General features: G+C 53.8%; 23 protein-coding genes. 8 read left to right on the forward strand and 15 right to left on the reverse strand.

Features of this window, described 5'->3' with window-relative positions; genetic code table 11:
• Window positions 1-203 precede the first annotated feature (203 nt).
• Complete coding sequence (locus tag AACY82_RS04170) at window positions 204-1,181, forward strand: GGDEF domain-containing protein (protein WP_339615505.1); 978 nt, start codon at window positions 204-206, stop codon at window positions 1,179-1,181.
• Here the strand turns inward: AACY82_RS04170 and rluB are convergent.
• The 5 genes from rluB to AACY82_RS04195 all read right to left on the reverse strand — a co-directional run bounded on the left by rluB (window position 1,178) and on the right by AACY82_RS04195 (window position 5,689).
• On the reverse strand, window positions 1,178-2,119 hold the full coding sequence (gene rluB, locus AACY82_RS04175; RefSeq protein ID WP_339615506.1) for a 23S rRNA pseudouridine(2605) synthase RluB: 942 nt from the start codon (window positions 2,117-2,119) through the stop codon (window positions 1,178-1,180). The genes AACY82_RS04170 and rluB overlap by 4 nt on opposite strands.
• 29 nt (window positions 2,120-2,148) lie before the next feature.
• Window positions 2,149-3,096, reverse strand: coding sequence for an SMC-Scp complex subunit ScpB (scpB, locus tag AACY82_RS04180; protein ID WP_339615507.1), 948 nt, complete (start codon window positions 3,094-3,096; stop codon window positions 2,149-2,151).
• Window positions 3,096-3,923 (reverse strand): ScpA family protein, encoded by an 828-nt coding sequence (locus tag AACY82_RS04185; protein WP_339615598.1) that lies wholly within the window; start codon window positions 3,921-3,923, stop codon window positions 3,096-3,098. The genes scpB and AACY82_RS04185 overlap by 1 nt, the downstream gene beginning before the upstream one ends.
• Before the next feature lie 187 nt (window positions 3,924-4,110).
• Window positions 4,111-4,737, reverse strand: a complete 627-nt coding sequence (locus AACY82_RS04190) for an L-threonylcarbamoyladenylate synthase (RefSeq protein ID WP_339615509.1) — start codon at window positions 4,735-4,737, stop codon at window positions 4,111-4,113.
• A 94-nt stretch (window positions 4,738-4,831) separates the two neighbouring features.
• Entirely contained in the window at window positions 4,832-5,689 is an 858-nt protein-coding gene (locus AACY82_RS04195; RefSeq protein ID WP_339615511.1) for a PHP domain-containing protein, read from the reverse strand.
• A gap of 177 nt (window positions 5,690-5,866) precedes the next feature.
• On the opposite strand from AACY82_RS04195, the gene AACY82_RS04200 reads away from it, so the two are divergent.
• The 7 genes from AACY82_RS04200 (at window position 5,867) to AACY82_RS04230 (ending at window position 10,630) form a co-directional block, all read left to right on the forward strand.
• Complete coding sequence (locus AACY82_RS04200; RefSeq protein ID WP_339615512.1) at window positions 5,867-6,646, forward strand: VC0807 family protein; 780 nt, start codon at window positions 5,867-5,869, stop codon at window positions 6,644-6,646.
• A 28-nt stretch (window positions 6,647-6,674) separates the two neighbouring features.
• Window positions 6,675-6,974 carry a YciI family protein gene (locus tag AACY82_RS04205; RefSeq protein ID WP_339615513.1) on the forward strand — a complete coding sequence of 100 codons (300 nt, stop codon included), beginning with the start codon at window positions 6,675-6,677 and terminating at the stop codon, window positions 6,972-6,974.
• A 105-nt stretch (window positions 6,975-7,079) separates the two neighbouring features.
• Window positions 7,080-7,781: a TIGR04211 family SH3 domain-containing protein gene (locus AACY82_RS04210; protein WP_339615514.1), complete on the forward strand. Its 702-nt coding sequence runs from the start codon at window positions 7,080-7,082 to the stop codon at window positions 7,779-7,781.
• A gap of 91 nt (window positions 7,782-7,872) precedes the next feature.
• Entirely contained in the window at window positions 7,873-8,478 is a 606-nt protein-coding gene (locus AACY82_RS04215) for a peptidylprolyl isomerase (RefSeq protein WP_339615599.1), read from the forward strand.
• Window positions 8,475-9,233 carry a pyridoxine 5'-phosphate synthase gene (locus tag AACY82_RS04220; protein ID WP_339615515.1) on the forward strand — a complete coding sequence of 253 codons (759 nt, stop codon included), beginning with the start codon at window positions 8,475-8,477 and terminating at the stop codon, window positions 9,231-9,233. Before AACY82_RS04215 ends, AACY82_RS04220 begins: the two co-directional genes overlap by 4 nt.
• A gap of 138 nt (window positions 9,234-9,371) precedes the next feature.
• Window positions 9,372-9,788 (forward strand): CBS domain-containing protein, encoded by a 417-nt coding sequence (locus AACY82_RS04225; protein WP_339615516.1) that lies wholly within the window; start codon window positions 9,372-9,374, stop codon window positions 9,786-9,788.
• A gap of 77 nt (window positions 9,789-9,865) precedes the next feature.
• Window positions 9,866-10,630 carry an RNA methyltransferase gene (locus AACY82_RS04230; protein WP_339615517.1) on the forward strand — a complete coding sequence of 255 codons (765 nt, stop codon included), beginning with the start codon at window positions 9,866-9,868 and terminating at the stop codon, window positions 10,628-10,630.
• A gap of 63 nt (window positions 10,631-10,693) precedes the next feature.
• On the opposite strand, the gene AACY82_RS04235 is transcribed toward AACY82_RS04230, so the two are convergent.
• From AACY82_RS04235 to folC, 10 genes are all read right to left on the reverse strand, one after another.
• Window positions 10,694-12,001, reverse strand: a complete 1,308-nt coding sequence (locus AACY82_RS04235) for an ammonium transporter (protein WP_339615518.1) — start codon at window positions 11,999-12,001, stop codon at window positions 10,694-10,696.
• 329 nt (window positions 12,002-12,330) lie between these two features.
• The gene (locus AACY82_RS04240) at window positions 12,331-14,328 is read right to left on the reverse strand and encodes a DUF3488 and transglutaminase-like domain-containing protein (protein ID WP_339615519.1); all 1,998 of its coding nucleotides are present in this window, start codon (window positions 14,326-14,328) and stop codon (window positions 12,331-12,333) included.
• The gene (locus AACY82_RS04245) at window positions 14,325-15,320 is read right to left on the reverse strand and encodes a DUF58 domain-containing protein (RefSeq protein ID WP_339615520.1); all 996 of its coding nucleotides are present in this window, start codon (window positions 15,318-15,320) and stop codon (window positions 14,325-14,327) included. Before AACY82_RS04245 ends, AACY82_RS04240 begins: the two co-directional genes overlap by 4 nt.
• Window positions 15,321-15,365: 45 nt before the next feature.
• Complete coding sequence (locus tag AACY82_RS04250; RefSeq protein ID WP_339615521.1) at window positions 15,366-16,238, reverse strand: hypothetical protein; 873 nt, start codon at window positions 16,236-16,238, stop codon at window positions 15,366-15,368.
• Between the two features lie 115 nt (window positions 16,239-16,353).
• Entirely contained in the window at window positions 16,354-17,283 is a 930-nt protein-coding gene (locus tag AACY82_RS04255; RefSeq protein WP_339615523.1) for an AAA family ATPase, read from the reverse strand.
• Window positions 17,284-17,295: 12 nt separating this feature from the next.
• Window positions 17,296-18,504: an O-succinylhomoserine sulfhydrylase gene (locus tag AACY82_RS04260; RefSeq protein WP_339615524.1), complete on the reverse strand. Its 1,209-nt coding sequence runs from the start codon at window positions 18,502-18,504 to the stop codon at window positions 17,296-17,298.
• Between the two features lie 25 nt (window positions 18,505-18,529).
• On the reverse strand, window positions 18,530-20,071 hold the full coding sequence (gene purF, locus AACY82_RS04265; protein ID WP_339615525.1) for an amidophosphoribosyltransferase: 1,542 nt from the start codon (window positions 20,069-20,071) through the stop codon (window positions 18,530-18,532).
• 30 nt (window positions 20,072-20,101) lie between these two features.
• The gene (locus tag AACY82_RS04270; RefSeq protein WP_339615526.1) at window positions 20,102-20,596 is read right to left on the reverse strand and encodes a CvpA family protein; all 495 of its coding nucleotides are present in this window, start codon (window positions 20,594-20,596) and stop codon (window positions 20,102-20,104) included.
• Window positions 20,597-20,666: 70 nt separating this feature from the next.
• A complete protein-coding gene (locus AACY82_RS04275; protein WP_339615527.1) occupies window positions 20,667-21,308 on the reverse strand; it encodes an SPOR domain-containing protein in 642 nt (213 codons plus the stop codon).
• Entirely contained in the window at window positions 21,305-22,636 is a 1,332-nt protein-coding gene (folC, locus tag AACY82_RS04280; protein ID WP_339615528.1) for a bifunctional tetrahydrofolate synthase/dihydrofolate synthase, read from the reverse strand. The genes AACY82_RS04275 and folC overlap by 4 nt, the downstream gene beginning before the upstream one ends.
• Window positions 22,637-22,643: the final 7 nt, after the last annotated feature.

Consider the following 22,643-nt stretch of genomic DNA (forward strand, 5'->3'; position numbering starts at 1 on the left):
CTCTGCCGCTAAGCACAGCAAATACCGCCAACATCCTGACAAGTCAGGTTTTTCTAGACACCCCAGAAGCACCTCAACCTATTGTTTTTAAAGCACAAAAAGTAAAACCGTGACGTCTGGCACAAAAATCGCAACAGCCTCCTGCATGAATCCTAAAATGGCAAGCCGGGCGTATCGCCCGAGCAGGAACTGAGCGCACTATTATGCGAGATCTGTCCCTAACAGGCGGTGTTGAGGCACTCGCCAATGGTCCATCGGCCGGCGCCGCCACCGAGCTGTTGCAACTGCGCAACAAGCTCGCGCATGCGCTGCAGACTTCACTGGATACCGACACGCTTATCGGCCTGTTTTTCAACCATTCGCGCGCACTGGTCACCTACAACGGCTTACGCTTTAGCACCAGCCCTGGGGACAATCATCCAATCGATTTTGGCCGCCAGGCAACACATCAGTGTCACTACACGTTGCGCCTGCCCGACCACTATTTGGGTGAGATTACGTTTTATCGCCGCCGCCGTTTTAGCGATGACGAGCAACAAACGTTAGAGACGCTATTGGCCTCTCTCGCCTTTCCTCTGCGCAACGCACAGCAGTATCAAAAAGCGCTGCAGCTGGCGCTTATCGACCCGTTAACCTGCGTCGGCAATCGTGCCGCGCTCGATAATGCACTGGAGCGCGAGCGACAATTGCTGATGCGCAAAGGCGAACCGTTTGCGTTAATTTTGTTGGACATCGACCACTTTAAAGACATTAACGATCAGCACGGCCACCGTCGTGGCGACAAAGTGATTCGCGCTGTTGCTGATACGATTGATCAAGTCAGCCGCGGTACCGACATGACCTTTCGCTATGGGGGGGAAGAATTTGCCCTGCTACTCAGCGGCACAGGCGCGGCGGGAGCACTGATTACGGCCGAGCGTTTACGCCGTGCCATCGAGGCGCTTTATATCGCCCACGACGACGCCATTATTCGGCCCACCGTTAGTCTGGGCGTCAGCGCTTGTTTTAACGCCAACGAATCTGCCGGATGCTTGATTGACCGCGCCGACCTTGCGCTATACCGAGCCAAAGCAACCGGCCGTAATCGCACCAGTTGCGAGCCGCCAATCCCGGAGGTTGGCCTAGCGATGAACACCGAGGTGGCCGCCACTAAGCTGACACCTCTAAACAGCAGAAGCTAACGGCGCGGTTTTTTGGGCGGCGCTTTTTTAAGACGAGGCGGTTTACGCCCTTTGCCTGCACGTAACTTGCGCTCGTGGCGTTCACGCAAAGTGGCCGCTTCACGGCTCGATTTAGGTTTCGCCACCCGCTCGGTTTCCAGCCCGGCGGTTTGACACAAATCGGCAATTTCACGGTAATCGAGTTCCAGCCACTGACCCACACGAACGTGGGACGGAATAAAAATATTACCATAGCGAACTCGCTTGAGCCGGCTTACACGCACACCTTGGCTCTCCCACAAGCGCCTTACCTCGCGGTTGCGGCCCTCCATTACGACACAATAAAACCAGCGGTTACGGGACTCGCCAGCACCGTCGACAATATCCGTAAAACGCGCAACGCCGTCCTCAAGAAGCACGCCCTCTAGTAGGCGCTTGCGCATATCGTCATCGACATCACCCTGAATCCGCACCAAGTACTCGCGATCAATCACCGACGAGGGGTGCATCAACTTATTTGCCAGATCACCATCGTTGGTAAATAACAACAAGCCACTGGTATTAAAGTCCAAGCGCCCGACCGATATCCAGCGCTCGCCGGAAATCTTAGGCAGGGCCTGATAAACGGTGCGGCGACCTTCTGGATCTTGTCGTGAACAAATTTCACCTTCGGGCTTGTTGTATAAAATCACACGGCGCTTGGACGTATCTTTTTGCGCCGACACCGGCTTACCGCGCAGGGTAATTTTATCTTTTTCGCTCACCCGATCACCCAGAGTAGCGGTGCGATCGTTGACACTGACATCGCCCGCCACAATGGCGCGCTCCATTTCACGGCGCGAACCGCAACCGGCGCGGGCTAATACTTTTTGCAGCTTTTCATCAGCTGGCGGCGATACCGCAGCGTCAGTTTCAGCGCTCGCATCGGAAGGGGTTTGATCTGGTGTTCGTTTTGCCATAAATAATTCGCTGGGTAGGCGCCGCAGGTTTAAACCTCGCGGTCGCGCTCTTGGGTGTCAGTAAAATTCGTCTCAGCGCTTTCGCTGTTGTCATCGGGCTCAACCGCAGAGTTTACAGGCGGCACGTCTGGTGTTGGCTCAAGCTCATCATCGGTTGCGGCGGCCGTCGCTGGCTCTGCGGCAAGGTCGCCGCGCTCATCTGGCTCTTGTTCGGCGCCTTGCTCAGTCTCTGATTCACTGACAAAGTCGCTCTTTTCGCTTTCGACGTTTTCGGCCTCGCTATCTACCGGCGAATCAGCGTCTGAAGCAACATCATTGTCATCTGCCAATTCGTCATCACTGGCCTCACCTTCCGATTCCGGCGTCTCGCCCTCTTCCGGGCTTGTGGCCGATGACGCACCAGCACCAAGTGCCGCGCCTAAATCCAGCTCGGCATTTAACTCATCTAAATCGCGTATCTCGCTTAAGGTTGGCAGCTCATCTAAGCTTTTTAAATTAAAGTAGTCGAGAAACCCCCGGGTCGTGGCATACAGCGATGGTCGCCCCGGCACGTCGCGCTGGCCAACCACTTTGACCCACTCGCGCTCGAGCAAGGTTTTAATAATGTGCGAACTCACCGCCACACCGCGGATCTCTTCAATATCGCCACGCGTGATCGGCTGACGATAGGCGATTAGCGCTAAGGTTTCGAGTGATGCGCGCGAGTATTTTTGTGGTTTTTCTTCCCACAAACGGTTAATCCAAGGCGCCAACTCCTCGCGCACTTGAATACGCCAACCACTGGCTACCTCTTTAAGCTCAAAACCACGATTCTCACAGGCCTCGCCGATGGCGGTTAATGCCTCGCTAAACGCGGCCGTATCGGGCGCATCGCCATCCTCTTCAAACAAGCTCATCAAACGCTTAATGGTGAGCGGTTCGCTGGACGCCATCAACGCGCCCTCGATGATCGCTTGCAGTTGTTGGTTTGCTATCATTATTGTGTTCTTGCCTTAACGTGTATCGGGCCGAAGTTCTCACTTTGGACGATCTCGACCAGTGACTCTTTGATGAGCTCCATAATAGCCAAAAAAGTGACCACCACGCCCAAGCGCCCTTCCTCTATGGTAAATAAACTCACAAACGGCATAAAGTTACGCCCGGCAAGCCGGTCCAGCACTTGAGCCATACGCTCGCGGGTCGAGAGTCGCTCTTTTTCGACGTGGTGGCTTTCAAACATATCGGCACGGCGCAGCACTTCTGACAACGCCAGCAGTAACTCTTGTAACTCGACATCCGGATCTGGTCGGGTCAGATTGCGATCGGGCGGCTCGGCACTGGCGGCGAACACATCGCGCCCTACACGTGGTAGCTCGTCGATGTCCTCTGCGGCGGTTTTAAAACGCTCGTATTCCTGCAAACGTCGAATCAAGGAGGCGCGCGGATCTTCGCCCTCCTCTTCTTCCTCGACACTGCGCGGCAGCAGCATGCGCGATTTAATCTCGGCTAACATCGCCGCCATCACTAGGTATTCAGCCGCCAGCTCAAAGTGGGCTGCGTCCATCAACTCGACATAGGACATATACTGCGAAGTGATCTCAGATACATCGATTTCGAGAATATCTAAATTCTGTCGCCGAATAAGATACAAGAGTAAATCCAGCGGCCCCTCAAAGGCCTCAAGAAACACCTCCAACGCATCCGGCGGAATGTAGAGATCTTTCGGCAGGTCGGTATAGGCTTTGCCTTGCACCATTGCAAATGGCATCTCGGCTTGGCTTGGCGCAGTTTTCGCCTCAGTGGGTGCTTCCGCAGCAGTCTCCAGCGCAGCGGCTTCAGATCCGGCAAGATCATCCGCCTCGCTATTGGCCAGTTCAGGGTCTAGGTTTTGCTGATTCACACAAGCCTCCCCTGTGTCCGGTAGCGATTGGCACACGCAGAGCTCGGCCCACATGCAACGTTTGCGGCATTATAAAGAGGAACCGGCGCGGGGGACAGCAGCATAACAGTACTCAACCGGCTAACAGGGCCGAAAAGTCGCCCTTACCTTGCCGGATAAGCTCTGGCGCACCTTCAGTCAGGTCGACCACGGTGGTCGGTTCCAGGCCGCAGTAACCGCCATCAATGATTAATTCAACCTGATGCTCTAATAAATCGCGAATATCGTACGGATCAGTCAGTGGGTATTCATCGCCGGGCAGCAACAATGTGCTACTCATTAAAGGCTCATTAAGTTCTTCTAAAAGCGCCAGGGCAATGGGGTTATCCGGCACCCGCAGACCAATGGTTTTGCGTTTGGGGTGACGCAAGCGTCTGGGAACCTCTGAGGTGCCCTCTAAGATAAAGGTGTAAGGGCCTGGCGTATGGGCTTTTAGCAAGCGAAACACCTGATTATCCACCCGCGCGTAGGTCGCAATCTCAGATAGATCGCGGCACATTAAGGTGAAGTTATGGTGTTTGTCTAGCTTGCGCATCAAGCGAATACGGTCGAGCGCCATTTTGTCGCCAATATGACAGCCTAGGGCGTAGGCCGAGTCAGTGGGGTAAGCCACAATCCCGCCGCGCCGAATAATATCGACCGCCTGTGAAATTAAACGCGCCTGAGGCGTTTCGGGGTGTATCTGAAAAAACTGTGCCACTGCGCCTTCCTTTGTTGCCAGCTATGGGGCCTCGCGGCCCGATTAACGCCATTATAATTTTCACGCGAATGACTTACAAACATCATACGCCTCGCTATTTATTCGCCTCTACCGTCCCTGCCAACTCTGGCCACAAAGACCAAACCGGCCGGGCATTGGGTGGCATAGGCTCAAACCGGCCCAACTCTTGCCAGATCCCGCCAGGACGATGAAAATCACTGCCACAGGAACTCGCCAGCCCAAACTCATTGGCCATGGCGGCTAAATCTTTCGCCAAGCCGCTGGGTTGATAACCACTAATCACCTCTATCGCTCCGCCGCCGGCCTCGGCAAAATCGGCCGTCAGTGCGCGCAATTTCGTGCGGGTTAAGCGATATTTGGCCGGATGGGCCAATACCGCCACGCCGCCTGCGGCCAATATAGTCGCGACAATTTCATCCAGCGACGGCCACTGCTGCTTAATATCGCCGACTTTACCGGCACCTAAGTACTTTTTAAAGGCACTGGCGACCGTTTTAACCAGGCCGTCTTCGACCAACAGCTGCGCAAAATGGGGGCGGCCTATTTGCGAGCCGCCGGCAAGCTCGGTCGCACGCTGGTAGATATTGCGCGCGCCAAGCTTTTCTAGCTTGCCCGCGATGGTCAGGTTACGGTCAATACGCGCTTGCTGCTGCGCTGCGATCGCCTGCTGTAACTCGGCGCTATCGGCACTCAATCCAAGCCCCACGACATGCACACCAATTTTTCCCCAGCGTGTCGAGAACTCAATGCCGTTGATCAATGTCATACCTTCGTGCTCGGCCGCGCAGCGCGCGCGCGCCAAACCTGCGATCGTGTCGTGGTCGGTCAGCGCAATAGCGTCGAGCCCTGCCTCTTTAGCCCGTGCGACTAGGGCTTCTGGGGTCAGCTCACCATCTGAGCAGTTACTGTGCATGTGCAAATCAATCTTCAAGCCAAGCCTCGATCAACATTAAAGGGGATGAATACCGTATAATTGCGCTTTTGCGCCACAGTCGTGCCGTAGGCGGCCGCGGCACTAACATTTTTAAGGTACTGACAGCGCTCGTGCGCTGGGACGGCCATAACCTCACAGCCCATTAACCGGCAAATAAAGGCGAATACCATCAGTATGAATGACTCAGCCCCTTCCAATGGTGAGCAAAGCCGCCCTCAGGATGATAACGTAACGGCAAGATCATCGAACCTCAGCGAACCATCAGGCAAGAACCCGAAAAAGCGCGAAAGCCTACTGGGTAACATCCTGCTAAACATCGTTATCCCGACCTTAATCCTAACCAAACTCAGTGGCGACGAATACTTAGGCACACGCTGGGCACTGGTCGTAGCCCTCGCCTTCCCATTGGCGTACGGTTTGCGAGACTTCCTCGTTAGACGAGAGTTTAACGTGTTTTCCGCTCTCGGCGCGATCAGTATCTTACTCACCGGCGGCATCAGCTTGCTAAAGCTCGACCCGCAGTATATCGCCATTAAAGAAGCGGCGATCCCCGGCCTGATTGGGCTGGCAACGCTATTGTCGATGAAAACCCGCTTCCCGTTGGTAAAAACCTTTCTGTACAACGACAAGGTGCTTAAAGTAGACCTCATCGCCACACGCCTAGAACAGCACCAAAACACCGCTAAATTCAGTCAGGCTTTACGCAATGCCTCGTACTTGGTGGCGCTATCGTTTTTTCTGTCGTCGTTTCTCAACTACGCCTTAGCCAAATGGCTGTTGGTCAGCGAGCCCGGCACAGTAGCGTTTAACGAGGAGTTAGGCAAAATGACCGCCCTAAGCTTTCCCGTTATCGCCCTACCGGCCACCATTGTTATGGCGGTCGCACTTATGTATTTGTTCAAGCGAATCAAACAACTGACTCAGCTCGACTTTGAAGAAGTCGTCAACAGCTAAACAAACAAGATCGAAAGGACACCAACCCATGCTTTACGCCATTATCAGCGAAGACGTTGCCGACAGCCTGGCAAAGCGCAAAAGCGCCCGTACCGACCACATTGCCCGACTAAACGAGCTGTATGATAAAGGACGATTAATACTCGCAGGCCCACACCCCGCCGTCGACAGCAACGATCCGGGCGACGCCGGATTTACCGGGTCGTTGGTCGTGGCAGAGTTTGACTCATTAACACAAGCGCAAGCATGGGCGGATGCCGACCCTTACATCGCCGCCGGGGTTTATGCCAAAGTCACGGTAAAACCCTTTAAGCGAGTTCTGCCCTAACCCCTTAACCGGTGTTGCCCCAACCCGTGAACCGGTTGACACGTGCTAACAATCCCTTAGGGTACAATAATGCGCTTTTGCAACTTAGATCCAATAGGTAATTCCGTGATAAAACCAACCGCTTATCTTAAGACCTTGGTCATTGCCGCCACCATCAGTGTCAATCTGATCGGGGTGCAAGCTCACGCTGAGACACAATACGTTGCCGACACTTTGCAAGTGCCGCTACGCAGTGGCATGGGCAACCAGTATCGAATCGTCCACCGCGGGCTACCAAGTGGTACTAAACTTGAATTGGTCAAACGCGACAGCGATGACTCAGGCGGAGACTGGGCATTGGTGCGCACCAACGACGGGCTTGAAGGCTGGATCCGAGCGCAATATCTATTGGGTGAGCCAACCGCCGCGATAAAGCTCGCGGAGCTGGAGAAAAAAATGGGGCAACTGGACGGCGACCAAACCGAGCTGCTCGACGCCAACGAAGAGCTTGAGAGCAATAACGCCGAGCTCCAACAATCTTTGGCACAATTACAAGATCAGTACCAACAAACCAGTAGTGAATTTGCCGAGTTGCGCAAACTATCGGCTAATACCGTGGCCCTCAACAAGCAGTACAAAAAGCTCAACGAAAACTATCAACTGTTGCAAACACGCGCTGAGGTCTTAAAAACCGATAACGAACGTTTAAAAAACAGCCAGCGTTATCAAGAGTGGATTGTCGGTGCGGGCATTTTACTCGGCGGCGTTATCTTATCGCTAATTTTACAGTCATTTGGTCGGCGCAAGCGTCGCTCAGAATGGGGCTGAATCGTTATTTAAAAACCGAGTCTTTGTTAACCGAACTTTTTTATTATGGGATACCATCATGATACGACGCTCTTTTAAATCTATTGCATTAATGGGCGCTTTAGCGATCGCACTTATTGCCAGCGGCACAAGCTTAGCCGCCGATAAAAGCTCGGAAAAGTACGTCACCTTTGAGACTGACCTAGGACGGCTGGTCATTGAGCTGTACCCAGAAAAAGCCCCCGTTACCGTGGCGAACTTTTTAGCCTATGTCGATAACGGCTTTTACGACGGCACCATATTTCACCGCGTCATACCAGGCTTTGTCGTACAAGGCGGCGGTTTCACCTTCGATTTTAAGCGCAAAGAAACGCTGCCCCCCATTGTTAACGAATCGGATAATGGTTTAGAAAACCAATACCTAACCTTATCAATGGCGCGCACTAACGCTGTCGATAGCGCTACCAGTCAGTTTTTTATTAACCTAAAACATAACCCCTCACTCGACGCATCCGAAGATAAACCAGGTTATGCGGTATTTGGCAAAGTCATTGAAGGCGAAGCGGTCGTTGAAAAAATTGTCGCCGAGCCACGGGGCGTATTTCGCTCATACCCCGATGCTCCCAACGCCGCCGTACGAATTTTAAAGTCCAGCCGCGGCAAAGTAAAAACCGAGGCAAGCTCGGGCTCTAAACTGAAGGACATGATTGCCGAATGAGCACTGCGCTGAGTGTTAACCTGAATAAAATTGCCCTGCTAAGAAACTCACGCGAGGGCGACTTTCCGAGTGTTTTAGCCCACGGCAAAATCTGCCTGGATGCCGGCGCCGACGGTCTTACGGTACACCCGCGACCAGACCAGAGGCACATCCGTCCGAGCGATGTCTACCAACTGGCCGAGCTAGTCGCCGGTCAAGAGGGCGTAGAGTTTAATATTGAAGGCAACCCCTTTGCCCCGGCCAAAGGCAGTTACCCAGGGCTGCTTAAACTGGTTGAGGATACTCGTCCACATCAATGCACCCTTGTGCCCGACGCTAACGACCAGCTGACCTCCGATCACGGTTTTGATCTGACCAACAGCACCGAGCAACTACAACCCATTATTCGCCAATTGCACAAGTTTGGGGTGCGTATCAGTTTGTTTATGGACCCGGACCCCGAGCAAATTCGCCTAGCCAGCGCTCTTGGGGTCGAGCGTATTGAATTGTATACCGGCCCCTACGCCGAGCGGTTTTTGCAGGGCAGCCAACAGACGCAAGATGACCTTGAACGCTATCGCCTAGCGACCGAGGTAGCCAATCAATGCGGCCTTGAGGTTAACGCCGGTCACGACCTCAACCTGCAAAACTTACCCGCTTTTTTAGCCATTCCCAACATCGCGGAAGTCTCCATTGGCCACGCACTAACCGTGGATGCTCTGCACATGGGGCTGGTCAACGCCGTTGCCGCCTACCGCCGCATTTGCCAATCGTAACGCCCAATCTAGTCTACACTTAAACTAGCGGTTGGGGCGGTAGCCCTCCTGCAACCGCTAGTTTGTCGCCGCGCACTAACAGCCACTGCGGTGGCGATCTGGCATATTCAGAAGTAGACACATTGTTGGGAGAGTCGTATGCACTCAATTCTCGTTCAAGACTATATGCAAACTGCCCCACTGGCATTTGAACAGCACACCAACTTACTGCAAGTCGTGCACAAACTTTTAGCCGGCAAGGTCACAGGTGCGCCGGTAATCGATACCGAACGTCAGGTGATTGGCTTTGTCTCAGAGCGCGACTGCATAAAAGAGATTTTACACGGCGCGTTTTACTGTGAGGAGCCAGCGGTTGTGGGCCGAGTCATGCAAACCGATGTGATCAGCTTTTCTCCCAGCGACAGTATCGTCGAGATTGCCGAAATCATGCTCCAGAACCTGCCAAAAAATTATCCCGTTATAGAAAACGGTAAATTAGTAGGCCTGATTACCCGTAGCGATGTTCTGGCCGCGCTACTGGATAACGACGAAGATTGCTATTTACGGCAAAGTTGAGGGGCGGTTATGGTATCCTCTCGTCGCTGCCTTCGAGCAGCGACACCCCTTTGCGGATCGACCAGCGGATTAATACCATGCAGCGCGACAGCGACGCCTACCTCGCCAAAAAACAATTCTTTAACACCCTTCTAACCGTCTACGGCCGCAAGCCTGTACTGGAAGCATTGCAGCAACCCGGGGTCGAGGTCTACCGGTTGCATCTGGCGCAAAGCAACAAACGCGGCGGCATTATTGATGAGATATTAGCCGAGGCAGAAAAACGCAATGCTGAGGTGGCATACCACAACCGGGCAGCCCTGTCGCGTATATCTAAAAATGCCAAGCAAGATCAAGGGGTGGCCGTCGATTTAATTTGCCAAAAATTTACCACCGCAACAGATTACCTCACCCGGCCCAGCAGCGGCAGCTGTAACCTACTGGCCTTAGATGGCATCACCAACCCGCAAAATCTGGGAATGATTATTCGCAGTGCCTGCGCAGGTAATATTGACGGTATTATTTTGCCCGAAAAAGGCTGTGCCCAGATCGACCCGCTGGTGATAAAAGCCAGTGCCGGCACGGTATTTAGGGCGCCAATACTGCGTACCACCGAACCTCTCGCACGCACCCTGAATAAATTTCGCGACAGCCAATACAGCGTGGTTGGCTTATCCTCTCACGCCAAGCAGACCTTACAGGCCTACTCCGGCGAGCGAACGGTTTTTGTGTTGGGAAATGAAACCGATGGTGTATCCAGCGCGACACAGAACGAGTGCAACCACTGGCTAAAAATCCCCATGAACAACCAAGTCGAATCTCTTAACGTTGCCGTTACTGCGGCGCTGATTGCGTTTCGTTAGCACACCCGTATCCAAAAAAAACGCCACCGTGCGGTGGCGTTTTTTTGACTCACTGCAATCCACTTACAGCTTGTAGCCCTCTTCTTCGTGCATGGTGATATCAAGCCCTTGTAGCTCGTCATCCCTAGAAACTCGCAGACCTCCGGTCAGTACACCCGTCAGTTTCAAAATTACGTAGGTGACAACAGCCGTGTAGCCAAAGGTAATAATTACCCCTAAAAACTGTACCCAGACTTGGCCCGACATACCATCGACCGCATCGGAGAAGCCATGGCCGCTAAAGACACCAAGGTTGGGCGAGGCAAACACCCCGGCCAGTAACGTCCCTAAAATGCCTCCAATTCCGTGTACCGGAAAAACATCTAATGAGTCGTCAATTTTCCATACCCGCTTCATTAACTGCGTCATCACAAAGCAAACACAGCCGGCCACCAAACCAATTACCAGCGCACCACCTGGGCCAACATACCCCGAAGCCGGGGTAATCGTACCTAAGCCTGCGACCATACCGGTGACAATACCCAGCACGCTGGGTTTTCGAAATTTAATCCACTCGATGGCCATCCAGGCCAGCGAGCCGGCGGCCGCCGATATATGGGTCACTAACATTGCCATTGAGGCATCACCATTAGCTGCCAAAGCACTACCGCCATTAAAACCAAACCAACCCACCCAAAGCATACCAGCGCCGGTAACGGTCATGGTCATGTTGTGGGGCGGCATAGCGACGGTCTCAAAGCCATCGCGATTACCCAGCACCAGAGCCGCCACCAGCGCGGCAACGCCCGCAGTGATATGCACAACAGTACCGCCGGCAAAATCCAGCAGTCCCCAACTGCCGAGAAAGCCGCCGCCCCACACCCAGTGACATACCGGCACATAAACCGCCAACAACCACAGGGCCGAAAAAATCAACATCGACGAAAACTTCATTCGCTCGGCAAAGGCACCCACAATCAAGGCCGGCGTAATAATGGCAAACGTCATCTGAAACAAAGCAAACAGTGATTCAGGGATATCGCCCGACAGGGTATCTTTACCAATACCGCTGAACATCGCGTGACTAAAATCCCCAATCCACGCATTGCCCTCACCAAACGCTAAACTATAGCCAACAATCATCCACAGCAACGAGGCAATACAAGCAATCGCAAAGCACTGCATCAGTACCGATAAGATATTCTTACTGCGCACCAAGCCGCCGTAAAACAACGATAATCCGGGCAGCGTCATAAACAACACCAGCGCCGTCGCCGTTAATATCCACGCCGTGTTAGCACCGTTTGCCTCTTGGGCAAACGCGGCGGGTGACGCCAACAATAAAGTGGCAAGCGGCGCTCCCAACGCCAGATTGCGAGTAAAAAGTGTCATGGTACTCCTATCATTCTCAAGGTTTGGCTATCATTATAATGGTGCGGCAACGCGTGCGAGATACAGAAAAGTCGCACAAAACGCACTGTAAAGTGCCAACATTTGGCGCCGACAACGCACCCGCATCACGCGAGTGCACATAGCGCACTTATGCACTTTTTATGCCCACGAATCTTTGATATAAATATCAAATACTTAGATAAAAACAATGACAAAACTGAGAAAAGGCAAGCACCAACTTGGAACAATAAAAATAAAAATGCTTATTATTGGTGCAGACCAAAGGGGCGCCGCACCAGCGACGCGCACAGTGGCATAAAAGAATATAACTATGACCGCCGCCGAGGGTGAAAGCGTCGCGCCGCCCCTTTCAGCCGCACCAATGCGGATTCAGAGCCGCCGTAACTGGCACGCTCAAACAACGCGGTTAGAGTCTCTAGCTCAGCCGCCAGTTCTGGCCTCTCCCGGGCAACCCGAGCGGCATATTGTCTGGGTGCCTCCCCTACGCGGCGAGCCAACCCAAGGCGAGCCAGCTTGCCGCACAATTGAGCATACGCCAGCTCTGCCGGAGGTAACCGGCGCCGAGAATGGCGCAACAATAACGGCAACAAAATAAGCATCGCCACAGTGAAGACCACCGCGATGACGAGCAATGCCAACTGCCAACCACTAACACGGCCCAACCATTTACTTAAAAAAGCTTGCTGTGCATCCGTATCGTAGCCCATCACCCACAACTGCCAGCGATAGTTAAGGGCGTCCCAACGCAACTGCAGGTTATCTAACAGCGCAAAACGGCGGCTAAACGCATTGCCCAGCAAACGGTTATCAGTATCGCTCAAAGAGTACTCCACGCCCTGCTCAATACGTTCTGGCGCAACGGCAGCCGTGGGATCGACTCTGACCCAACCTCTTCCCGCCAGCCATACCTCGGCCCAGGCGTGAGCGTCGTACTGTCGCACCACCAAATAACCCTCATCCGGGTTGATCCGGCCGCCTTGATAACCCACCACGACCCGCGCGGGGACACCTGCCGCACGCATAAAAAATACAAAGCTACCGGCAAAATGCTCACAAAACCCCGTTTGCGATTGCCACAAAAACTCATCCACGGTGTGTTCACCTAACCTCGGGGGCTGCAAGGTGTAATGAAAATGCTCGTGGTAAAAGCCCAACAACCGCTCCAGTAAAGCCTCATCGCTCTCGGCGTCATTGCGCCACTGCTGCGCCAAGCGTTGAGTGACCGGATTAGCGCCTGCCGGCAGCTCGGTGTTTACTGCCCGCTGGCGCTCGGAGAGCCCATCAGCCTGCAGCCGATAATCGAGCACTGAGCGAACGCTATATTGCTTGCGCTGGTTAACCGGACGCGACTCATAGAGCGTTAAGCCTGGGCTGACCCGCGTGTTATCAGGCACCTCAGTAAAAGCTGCCAGCGCATACAGCCAGTTTTTTGCCGTGGGTTCAAGCAACACTTGGTAAGCCAGTGGCTCGCTCCCTAAGGCCAGTGAATCTCGCCACTGCGGCCACTGAGGGCTCCGCCTACCCCGCTTAACATCCAGCGCGCCACTTTGCTCCCACGTGCGCCCGTCAAACGAGTCAAATACCAGTGCGCGCCAATAAAGCTGTCGCACGGGAGGTACGTCATCGTCAAAGGTAACTCTAAAAGCCAAGTCGCCCGAGCGCATTAAATTACTAAAATCGCCCGGCGCCATTGAGTCGCTTACTCCAGTACGCGCCGCCGAGCTGTTTAACGGCACAGTCCATAGCGACCCAAGCCTTGGCACCACCAAAAACAGTATCAGCATAATGGGCAAGGCCTGCAGCGCTAACACACAAATGCGCTTGCATTGTTTGGCAAAACTTACCTGAGTCGCCGAGCCGTTTAGAACCAGCAAGACACCGGTAACCGCCAATAGCGACACCAGCCCGTACAGCGAACTCGGTAACGAGGCTGCGAACAATAGCTGGGTGCCGGTAACGAAGTAGGCGAGATAACAGAGTAAGTGCAAATCGCCCGGCCGTTTAAGCTCAATTAATTTCAGCACAAAACCGGCGACCAACAAGCTCAACATTGCCTGCAGACTAAAGCTGCCGTAAAAACTAAACAGCAAGCCCGCGCATACGCCCACCACCAACAAAAACCGAACCCACTTACTCGGAAAAGGCCAACCTTTTAAGGCAATTTGCCAGCGCCAAACACCACTGGCAAACGCCAGCAGAGTCAACCAAACCGGCACCTCAACAATCAGCGGTAAGATGACAATGAGCTGAGCCATTAACATCCAAAGTAAACTCTGGCGGGAGAGTTGACTGTCGGGCTGGCTCATCGCGCGCCCCTCTCGGCCTTGGTTGCACTTTTCGGGGTAATCTCAAATAAGGCCAGCGCACGCAATACGTGAGCAAGATGTTCGCGGCCGCTCGCCGGCTCAATCCGCTGTTTGGGCAGGCGCAAACCAAATACACGGCCAGCCTTGTGCCACTGCAGCGCGAGATAGCACAAGCCCGACAAACGGGTTTCACGATCGCCAGACAATGCACGAAAATCTAACCAGAGGTCATCCTGCTCTGGACTGGCAAACTGCTTAGTGTGCAAACCGGCACCACGCGCATAGAGCTTCCAGGCAATATGGGTAAGCGCTGCCCCCGGTTGATAACGCTTAAAACCTTCAAAATCATCACCGTGCGTCAGGGCGAGCTTTTTTTTACCCTCATCACTGTCACTTAGCCGGTCCGCTAACGCCACGCTCATCGGTCGCGGGTACACCAGTAAACGCACATCAAAACGCACCCACGACCAAGCTCTGACCAATCCGAGCGGATAGTAGCTTTTTACTAAAATACGCTCGGGTGTATGCCAGCCCCGCTGACTGGTAGGCAGGCTCAGCTCAATTTGCGTCTCATCACCCTCGGCGACATCCGTTAACACTGAGCGCTCGGTATCGCTCGCCAGTATTAGCCGGCCCGCGCTTGTGCGGCCTTTGGCTTTTATACGCACTGGCATAATGAGCTGCTCGCCGGCAAATACCGGCTCGGAGGCAAGCGCCGTAAGCTCCAGCCCGATTAAGTTGCGAAACCCGTGAACAATAGTGACAACAAACAAACTGATCAGAAAGAAGCTCGCCGCCAACACTAGATTATTTTCGTAGTTGGTGCCGAGCAGCCAGAGCAAAATAACCGCTATAAAAAAGCCAAGCCCCGCTTTGCTGGGCAACACATATATAGCGCGATGACGTAAAACAACGGAGGTTTGTGGCAAAGTGCGGCGCTTGGCCCATTGCCAAAACCAACTCTCCAGCCGTTTATTAAGCGACGAACTCACCACGGATACCGCTGAAAAACTAAATGGGAGGGAGCAAACCAGGTATTACGGCGCGCAAAAGTAAACATCAAACAATTCGCCCTCGACACTGTAGCAGCAACGCAAGCAGTCCGATTCAGACCGTGTGCTGACAGCTGTGGTCGCGTTGTCAGAGCCAATCTGGCGTATGGCCTGACCGCCCATATCGGCCAGCAGTAAATGCAGTAAACTGGCAAAAAACTGCGCCGGCGTCATCGGCGATGGAATATCCCCCAGACCCTCTCGGTGGGCATCAGAAAGTGCGGGCAAATCTAACGAGCCAATCAGCTCGGCACGTTCAAGCAAGCGCACTACTCCAGCCCCGGTGTCAGGGACGACAATGTTGAGGCGGTTATCAGACAAGTCTATTTGCCACACCCAGCAAGGCCCTTGCGGTGGCAACCCGTGCTCAGCGCAGTCCGGCTTTACATGCAAGCCATACACTTTAAGCATGTGTTGAGTCAGGGCAAAACTAAACGTATCAACCTCGCTGGCAAAATCGCTGGCCGATACCTCTGCGCCAAATTGTTGTAGATTGCGAAGGTTCCAGTAGTGGTAGTCTGTCAACAGGTTCGGCAAGTTGTTATCGCTGAGATAACCGTGCTTAACCAGCGCCTCCCCTAAAGTCAGCTGTACTTTGCGCTGCTGAGCGTGAAGGGCTTCTAAGGCAGTGCGACTGATCCAGCCTAAATTAATCACTATCTGGCTGAACAAGGTATCGTTTTCACAGCCCGAGAGTGGTAATTTTTGTAATTGTTGCTGAGACAGCACCCCGGCCACTAAAGCGATTTGCGCCAGCGTCTGATTTGCCTCGACTTGCAGAGCAATCGCTTCGCGCAACTGGGAGCGACTTACAATGCCTTTTAGCAGTAAATATTGGCCAAAAAAGCTTGTGGTCATGAAGGCTCCCCGATCAACACCCATACCCCGACAGCAGGGTACTTACTCATGGTATAGGTTGTCTTGTAGTGTTTGTCGACTATGTTTGTCATAGATATGTTAACCCAAGCGCCGATCAAATATTAGCGCTACCGGCAACAACCTCAACGCGCTCGAGTAATTCGGCTATTATCCGCTGTGAACCACCGGTCACATCGGCGCCGCTCACCCGATGAGCAATAACCGCCGGTGCCACAGCTTGCAAATCATCCGGTATAACGTAATCTCGCCCTTCGACAAAAGCCCACGCTTTAGCAGCTTGCAATAGTGCCAGCGCCCCCCGCGGCGACAAACCGTGGGTAAAGCCCTGCTCGTAACGAGTCGCGTGAACCAGTCGCTGTAGGTAATCGATTAGGCTATCTGAGGCTTTCAGCGCACGCACCTGCTGTTTTAACTCAGCCAGCTGCTCGACATTAATACAACGAGTCAGCTCGGGGATATGCCGGCGCGGATCACCGCCTAAAAAAATCAACCGCTCGGCTTCGGCCGAAGGGTAACCCAAGCTAATACGCATTAAAAAACGGTCGAGCTGAGATTCGGGCAAAGCGAAGGTGCCCATTTGCGATTCGGGGTTTTGCGTGGCAATGACAAAAAATGGTTGCGGCAGAGGCCGGGTTTCGCCATCGATGCTGACTTGCTGCTCTTCCATGGCTTCAAGCAGCGCACTTTGCGTTTTAGGTGTAGTACGGTTAATCTCATCGGCCAGCAACACCTGCGTAAACACCGGCCCGGGATGAAAGGTAAACTGACTCGATGCGGCGTCAAAAATTGACACGCCGATAATATCCGCCGGCAGCATATCGCTGGTAAATTGCACCCGCTGATAATCCAAGCCAAGTACTTTAGCCAAGGCGTGTGCCAGCGTGGTTTTGCCCATACCGGGCAAATCCTCGATCAGCAAATGGCCGCCGGCTAGCAAGCAGGCAAGCGCTAGCTTCACCTCGTGCTCTTTTCCGAGCAGCACTTTGCCGATCTCGCGGCACGCTTTGTTTATATTGTCACGCATAAGCGCTTTGCCTTAGGCGATAGCAGTAAGGCCGCGAGCCAAATCTGCCTTTAGATCAGCGACATCTTCTAGACCAACGGCAACCCGAATAAGGTTTTCCGATATACCCGACGCCATTTTTTGCTCATCGCTAAGCCGACCATGAGTGGTCGTCGCCGGGTGGACAATAGTCGTTTTTGCATCGCCCAGATTTGCGGTTAACGACATAATGCGGGTTTTATTAATCACCTGCCACGCTTGCTCACGCCCGCCTTTTACACAAAACGACAACACACCACCAAAGCCACGCTGCTGTCTCGCCGCCAACTCATGGCCGGGGTGATCGGGCAAACCGGCATAATAAACTTTCTCGACCTGGGGATGACCATTTAACCACTCGGCCAGTGCTTGCGCACTCGCCGAGTGGGCGTCCATGCGCAGGCGCAACGTCTCGAGCCCCTTTAAAAAGACCCAGGCATTAAACGCGCTCATGGTTGGACCGGCACTGCGAATAAAGCCGAGCACTTCGTCGACCAAATATTTGGGACCTGCCACCAAACCACCCAGGCAACGGCCCTGCCCGTCAATGTATTTGGTGGCCGAGTGAACAATCAAATCGGCGCCAAACTTAACCGGTAGCTGCAAGGCTGGCGTACAAAAGCAATTATCGACGACAAACAGCGCATCGTGCTTGTGAGTTAAATCGGCCAAGCGCTGCAAATCCACTACATCACACAGCGGGTTAGAGGGCGTTTCGACAAACACCAGCCGGGTATCAGCGGTAAAAGCTTGCTCCCACGCTACAAAATCGACCGGGTCGACAAAGGTAGTGGTAACGCCAAAGCGCGCCAAGTACTTGGTAAACAATACCGTGGTGGTACCAAATACACTACGGGAACACACGATATGATCGCCAGACTTTAGCAGTGCGACGCAGGTAGACAAGATGGCGGCCATACCCGAGGCAGTGGCGACCGCACTCTCGGTACCTTCCATTGCCGCAATACGCTCTTCTAACGTGCGCACTGTGGGGTTGGTATAACGCGAGTAAACATTACCCGGCTCGTCGCCACCAAAGCGAGCGGCGGCTTGCTCGGCACTGTCAAACACATAGCTCGAGGTGAGGTACAGCGCCTCGGAGTGTTCTCCTTCGGCGCTTCGAGCCTGACCGGCCCGCACCGCGAGCGTATCAATAGCCGCATCAGCCAGTGCCTGTTTGCGCAACTCGTCTAAATCACTCATATCCGTTTCCGCGGTTTACCTGTGCTTAATGTATATGCAGGTCTTCGTTGTCGTTGTGCAAGCCGATGGGGCTTTCTTCCTCTTTTTCGCGCAACGCTTTTTTCTTTTTACTTTTGCCCTCTTGGCGATCCGCCTCGATTTTTTCTAAATACTCTTTGCCAACATCGCCCGTAATATAATGGCCGTCAAACACCGCACAATCAAATTCCGTTACGCCATCGGCACCCTCGGCCGAGGCGGCGACCAGGTCGTCCAACTCTTGATAGATCAACCAGTCCGCGCCAATCTCTTTGCAGACTTCTTCCTGCGTGCGACCGTGAGCAATCAACTCTTTGCTGGTCGGCATATCAATACCGTAGACATTGGGGTAAATCACCGCTGGCGCTGCCGAGGCAAAATACACCTTTGCCGCGCCCGCCTCACGGGCCATCTGGATAATCTGCTGACACGTCGTGCCACGCACAATGGAGTCATCGACCAGCAATACGTTTTTACCGCGAAACTCCAGCTCGATCGGGTTGAGCTTTTGCCGTACCGATTTTTTGCGCATCTGTTGGCCGGGCATAATAAAGGTACGGCCGATATAGCGGTTTTTGATCAACCCTTCGCGAAATTTAACACCGATCTTGTAAGCCAGCGCCTGACCCGCCACCCGTGAGCTATCGGGGATGGGCACCACTACATCAATATCGTGGTCGGGGCGCTCGGCAAGAATCTTCTCGGCAAGCTTTTCGCCCTGACGCAAACGCGCTTTATAAACGGACACACCATCCATAATAGAGTCGGGACGCGCAAAGTACACATGCTCAAAAATACAGGGGGTTAAGCGCGTGTTTTTAGCGCACTGTTTGCGGTGCAACTGGCCGTCAAAAGTGATGTAAATTGCTTCACCCGGCGCGACATCACCGATTAAGTCAAAGCCAAGTACGTCGAGTGCCACGCTCTCGGAGGCCACCATGTACTCCTCGCCCTTATCGGTCTCGCGCTTACCGTACACTAAAGGGCGAATACCGTTGGGATCGCGAAACGCGACAATACCATAGCGAGCAATCAGGGCCACAACGGCGTAACCACCGCTGACGCGTTTGTGCACACCTTCTACTGCGGCAAAAATATCATCTTGATTGGGTGCCAGTTTGCCTTGCAGCTGCAGCTCGTGGGCAAACACATTTAACAGCACTTCGGAGTCAGAGTCGGTGTTAACGTGGCGCAAGTCAGTTTTAAATAACTCTTCACTGAGGCTATCGGCATTGACTAAGTTGCCGTTGTGGGCTAGCGCGATGCCATAGGGCGAGTTAACGTAAAACGGCTGCGCGAGCGCGGGGCCCGAGCTGCCAGCCGTAGGGTAACGCACATGACCAATGCCCACATTACCCACCAAGCGCTGCATATGGCGGGTGCGAAATACATCACGCACCAAACCATTGGCTTTTTGCTGGGTCATTTTGCCATCTTGGCAAGTCATAATACCGGCTGCGTCCTGGCCGCGATGTTGGAGGATAGTCAGCGCATCATAAAGCTGCGTATTGACGTCGCGTTTACCCACTATACCAACAATACCGCACATATTTGCCTCACCTTCGTGTAATGCGAACCATTAAAAAAATGACGTAATCCATTCGAGCGCTTGGTCCGTTGTGGCGCGAGCCCAAGCTTCGAATACTAAAAATCGGGGTATCAATACCGACTCTTGCCACCAACCGTCTTCGTTCACAGGAACAAGCGAGGGCAACAAAATAACAACGGCCAATACGACCAGCGCGCCGCGAACCAAACCAAACACCATCCCAAACAGACGATCGGTCCCGGATAGCCCGGTCATTCGCACCAGCTCGCCAATCAAGTAGTTCACCATGGCCCCTACTATTAGCGTCGCAGCGAACAAAATTGCAAACGCGGCCATAGCCCGCAATGAGGGAGTAGGAATCAAGTCGGTCATCAGAACGGCCAAGCGATCGTCAAAGATCGAGGCAATAATAAAGGCAGTCACCCAAACTACCAGCGACAAAGCTTCTTTTACAAAGCCGCGCTTGATACTAATCAAGCAGGACACAGCCAATATGCCGACGATGGTCCAATCTGCCCAATTCATGGGTTCAAGTGACTCCGGTTTTCAGAAGGCGCTGATTCTAACAGAGCAGCCACTGTGGGCATACCCCGACTCACGGTTTGAATGGCAACACCATAGAATTGACTTTAAACACCGGATCGACTTCTTGCTTAACCTCTAATGCTAAGGCCTTATCAAGCTTGGGGCCGATAAACACGCGGCTGACCTCCCCTTGTGAGGTTTGTGCCGAGCGCACGTACGCTTTGTAGCCGCGATCCTGCAAACGTTTGCGCAACTGCTGGGCCGACTCCGACGAGCGCAAGCTCGCCACCTGGACTACCCAGGCATCGACTAAAAGGTGGTCATCGCCAGCGACCGGCGCTTCTGGCTCGGCCACTCCCGACTCAGACGCAACAGACGGTGTCGGCTTGGATGCCGCACTTGAGACAGAGGCCAACTCTGAAGCGGCGCTGCGCGCAGAGCTCGATGAGCCCGATGTCGCAACCTCAGAATCGCCGACCGGCTGCTCATTATCGGGCACGAACATCGTCTCGGGCGCGGGTGCCGCAGGTGTCGTGACACGAGCCTGAGGCTTATCAATTACCACCGGAGTAATATTGGGGCGCGGTGGAATCTGACTGCGAGTATTCACCTGATAAGGCGCGTGTTGCTTAAAAAAACCGGGCAAAAAAATTACCGCAATACCCGCGAGCACCAAAGCGCCAATTAACCGTTGTTTTAACCCGCTGTTCACTTAATCTCCCCCAGGCTGCCCGCACTGGACACTCGCGTCACATCTGGCGCTAATATAGCCAGTGCAGCGGCCACGGTAAAGAAGGAGCCAAAGACTAACAGCAGATCGTCCTCACCTAAGCTCAAAGGCTCGCCGGTATTTAGACCACTTAAGGCATCGGCGAGACTCGCAAATGGCGTTACATTGGCACCACTTGCGCTAATAACGGCGGCCAGAGACTCTGGGCTCGCAGCGCGCGGCACATCGGCCAAGCCTACAGGCAACCAACAATCCACCAATCCCATTAGCGGCTGCAAGGAGCCGGCAATGTCCTTGTCGGCCATCATTGCCACCGCCGCCACAACCCGGCCAGAGGTTTGCCGCGCCGCCACCACTTGTGCCAAATAGGTTGTCGCGGCGGGGTTATGGGCAACATCAATCAGTACCGGGGTACCGCCAAAGCGAGCGTTTTGCATGCGCCCGGGCAAAGTCAGCCCACCAAGCACATCAGCCAAATCCAATGCCGCCACATCCACACCCAGGGCTTTTACCGCCTCAATGGCGGCCGCAACACTACTCGACACCAAAGATACCGGGGGCACAGAGAGCGCAACGCCACTGTGGTTATCGATCAAACGCCACGGGGTCTTATCAGGTATAGGGTTATTCTCAGACGACGCTGTATCAATAACAAAGTCGCGTCCTATTAAACGCAGCGACGCACCAATATCATCGGCGTATTGCAACAGCGAAGCCGGCGGATCCGTATCGACACAAATGGCGGTTTTGGCCGCGCGCATAATACCGGCCTTTTCACGGCCAATACTTTCGCGGTCATTGCCAAGCCACGCTTCGTGATCAATAGCGATGCTGGTAATCACCGCCACGTCCGGATCGATAATATTGACAGCGTCCAGACGCCCGCCCAAACCCACTTCGAGCACCATAACATCGACAGCCTGCTGGCCAAACAGCACCAGCGCCGCGAGCGTACCAAATTCAAAGTAGGTTAAAGAGACATCGCCCCGGGCTTGATCGACAATATCAAACGCCCGGCACATAGCCGCCTCGCGTACCGGTACCGCGTTAATCTGGACCCGCTCACAGTAATGTTGAATATGGGGAGAGGTGTAACTACCGACACAAAATCCTGCCGCTTGCAGTAGCGCGCTAGCCGCGCTCACGCAAGAGCCTTTGCCGTTGGTGCCGGCGACCGTAATCACCGGCGGTAAATCGGGCAGTACCAGGCGCGCAAGCACCTGCCGCAGGCGATCGAGACCTAGGTCGATCTCGGTAGGATGCGCCTGCTCAAGCCACGTGAGCCAATCGTCGAGTTGCGTAAAGCGCATAGGGCGA

It is taken from the genome of uncultured Gilvimarinus sp., from assembly GCF_963972205.1.
In the GTDB taxonomy this organism is placed as follows: Bacteria; Pseudomonadota; Gammaproteobacteria; order Pseudomonadales; family Cellvibrionaceae; genus Gilvimarinus; species Gilvimarinus japonicus.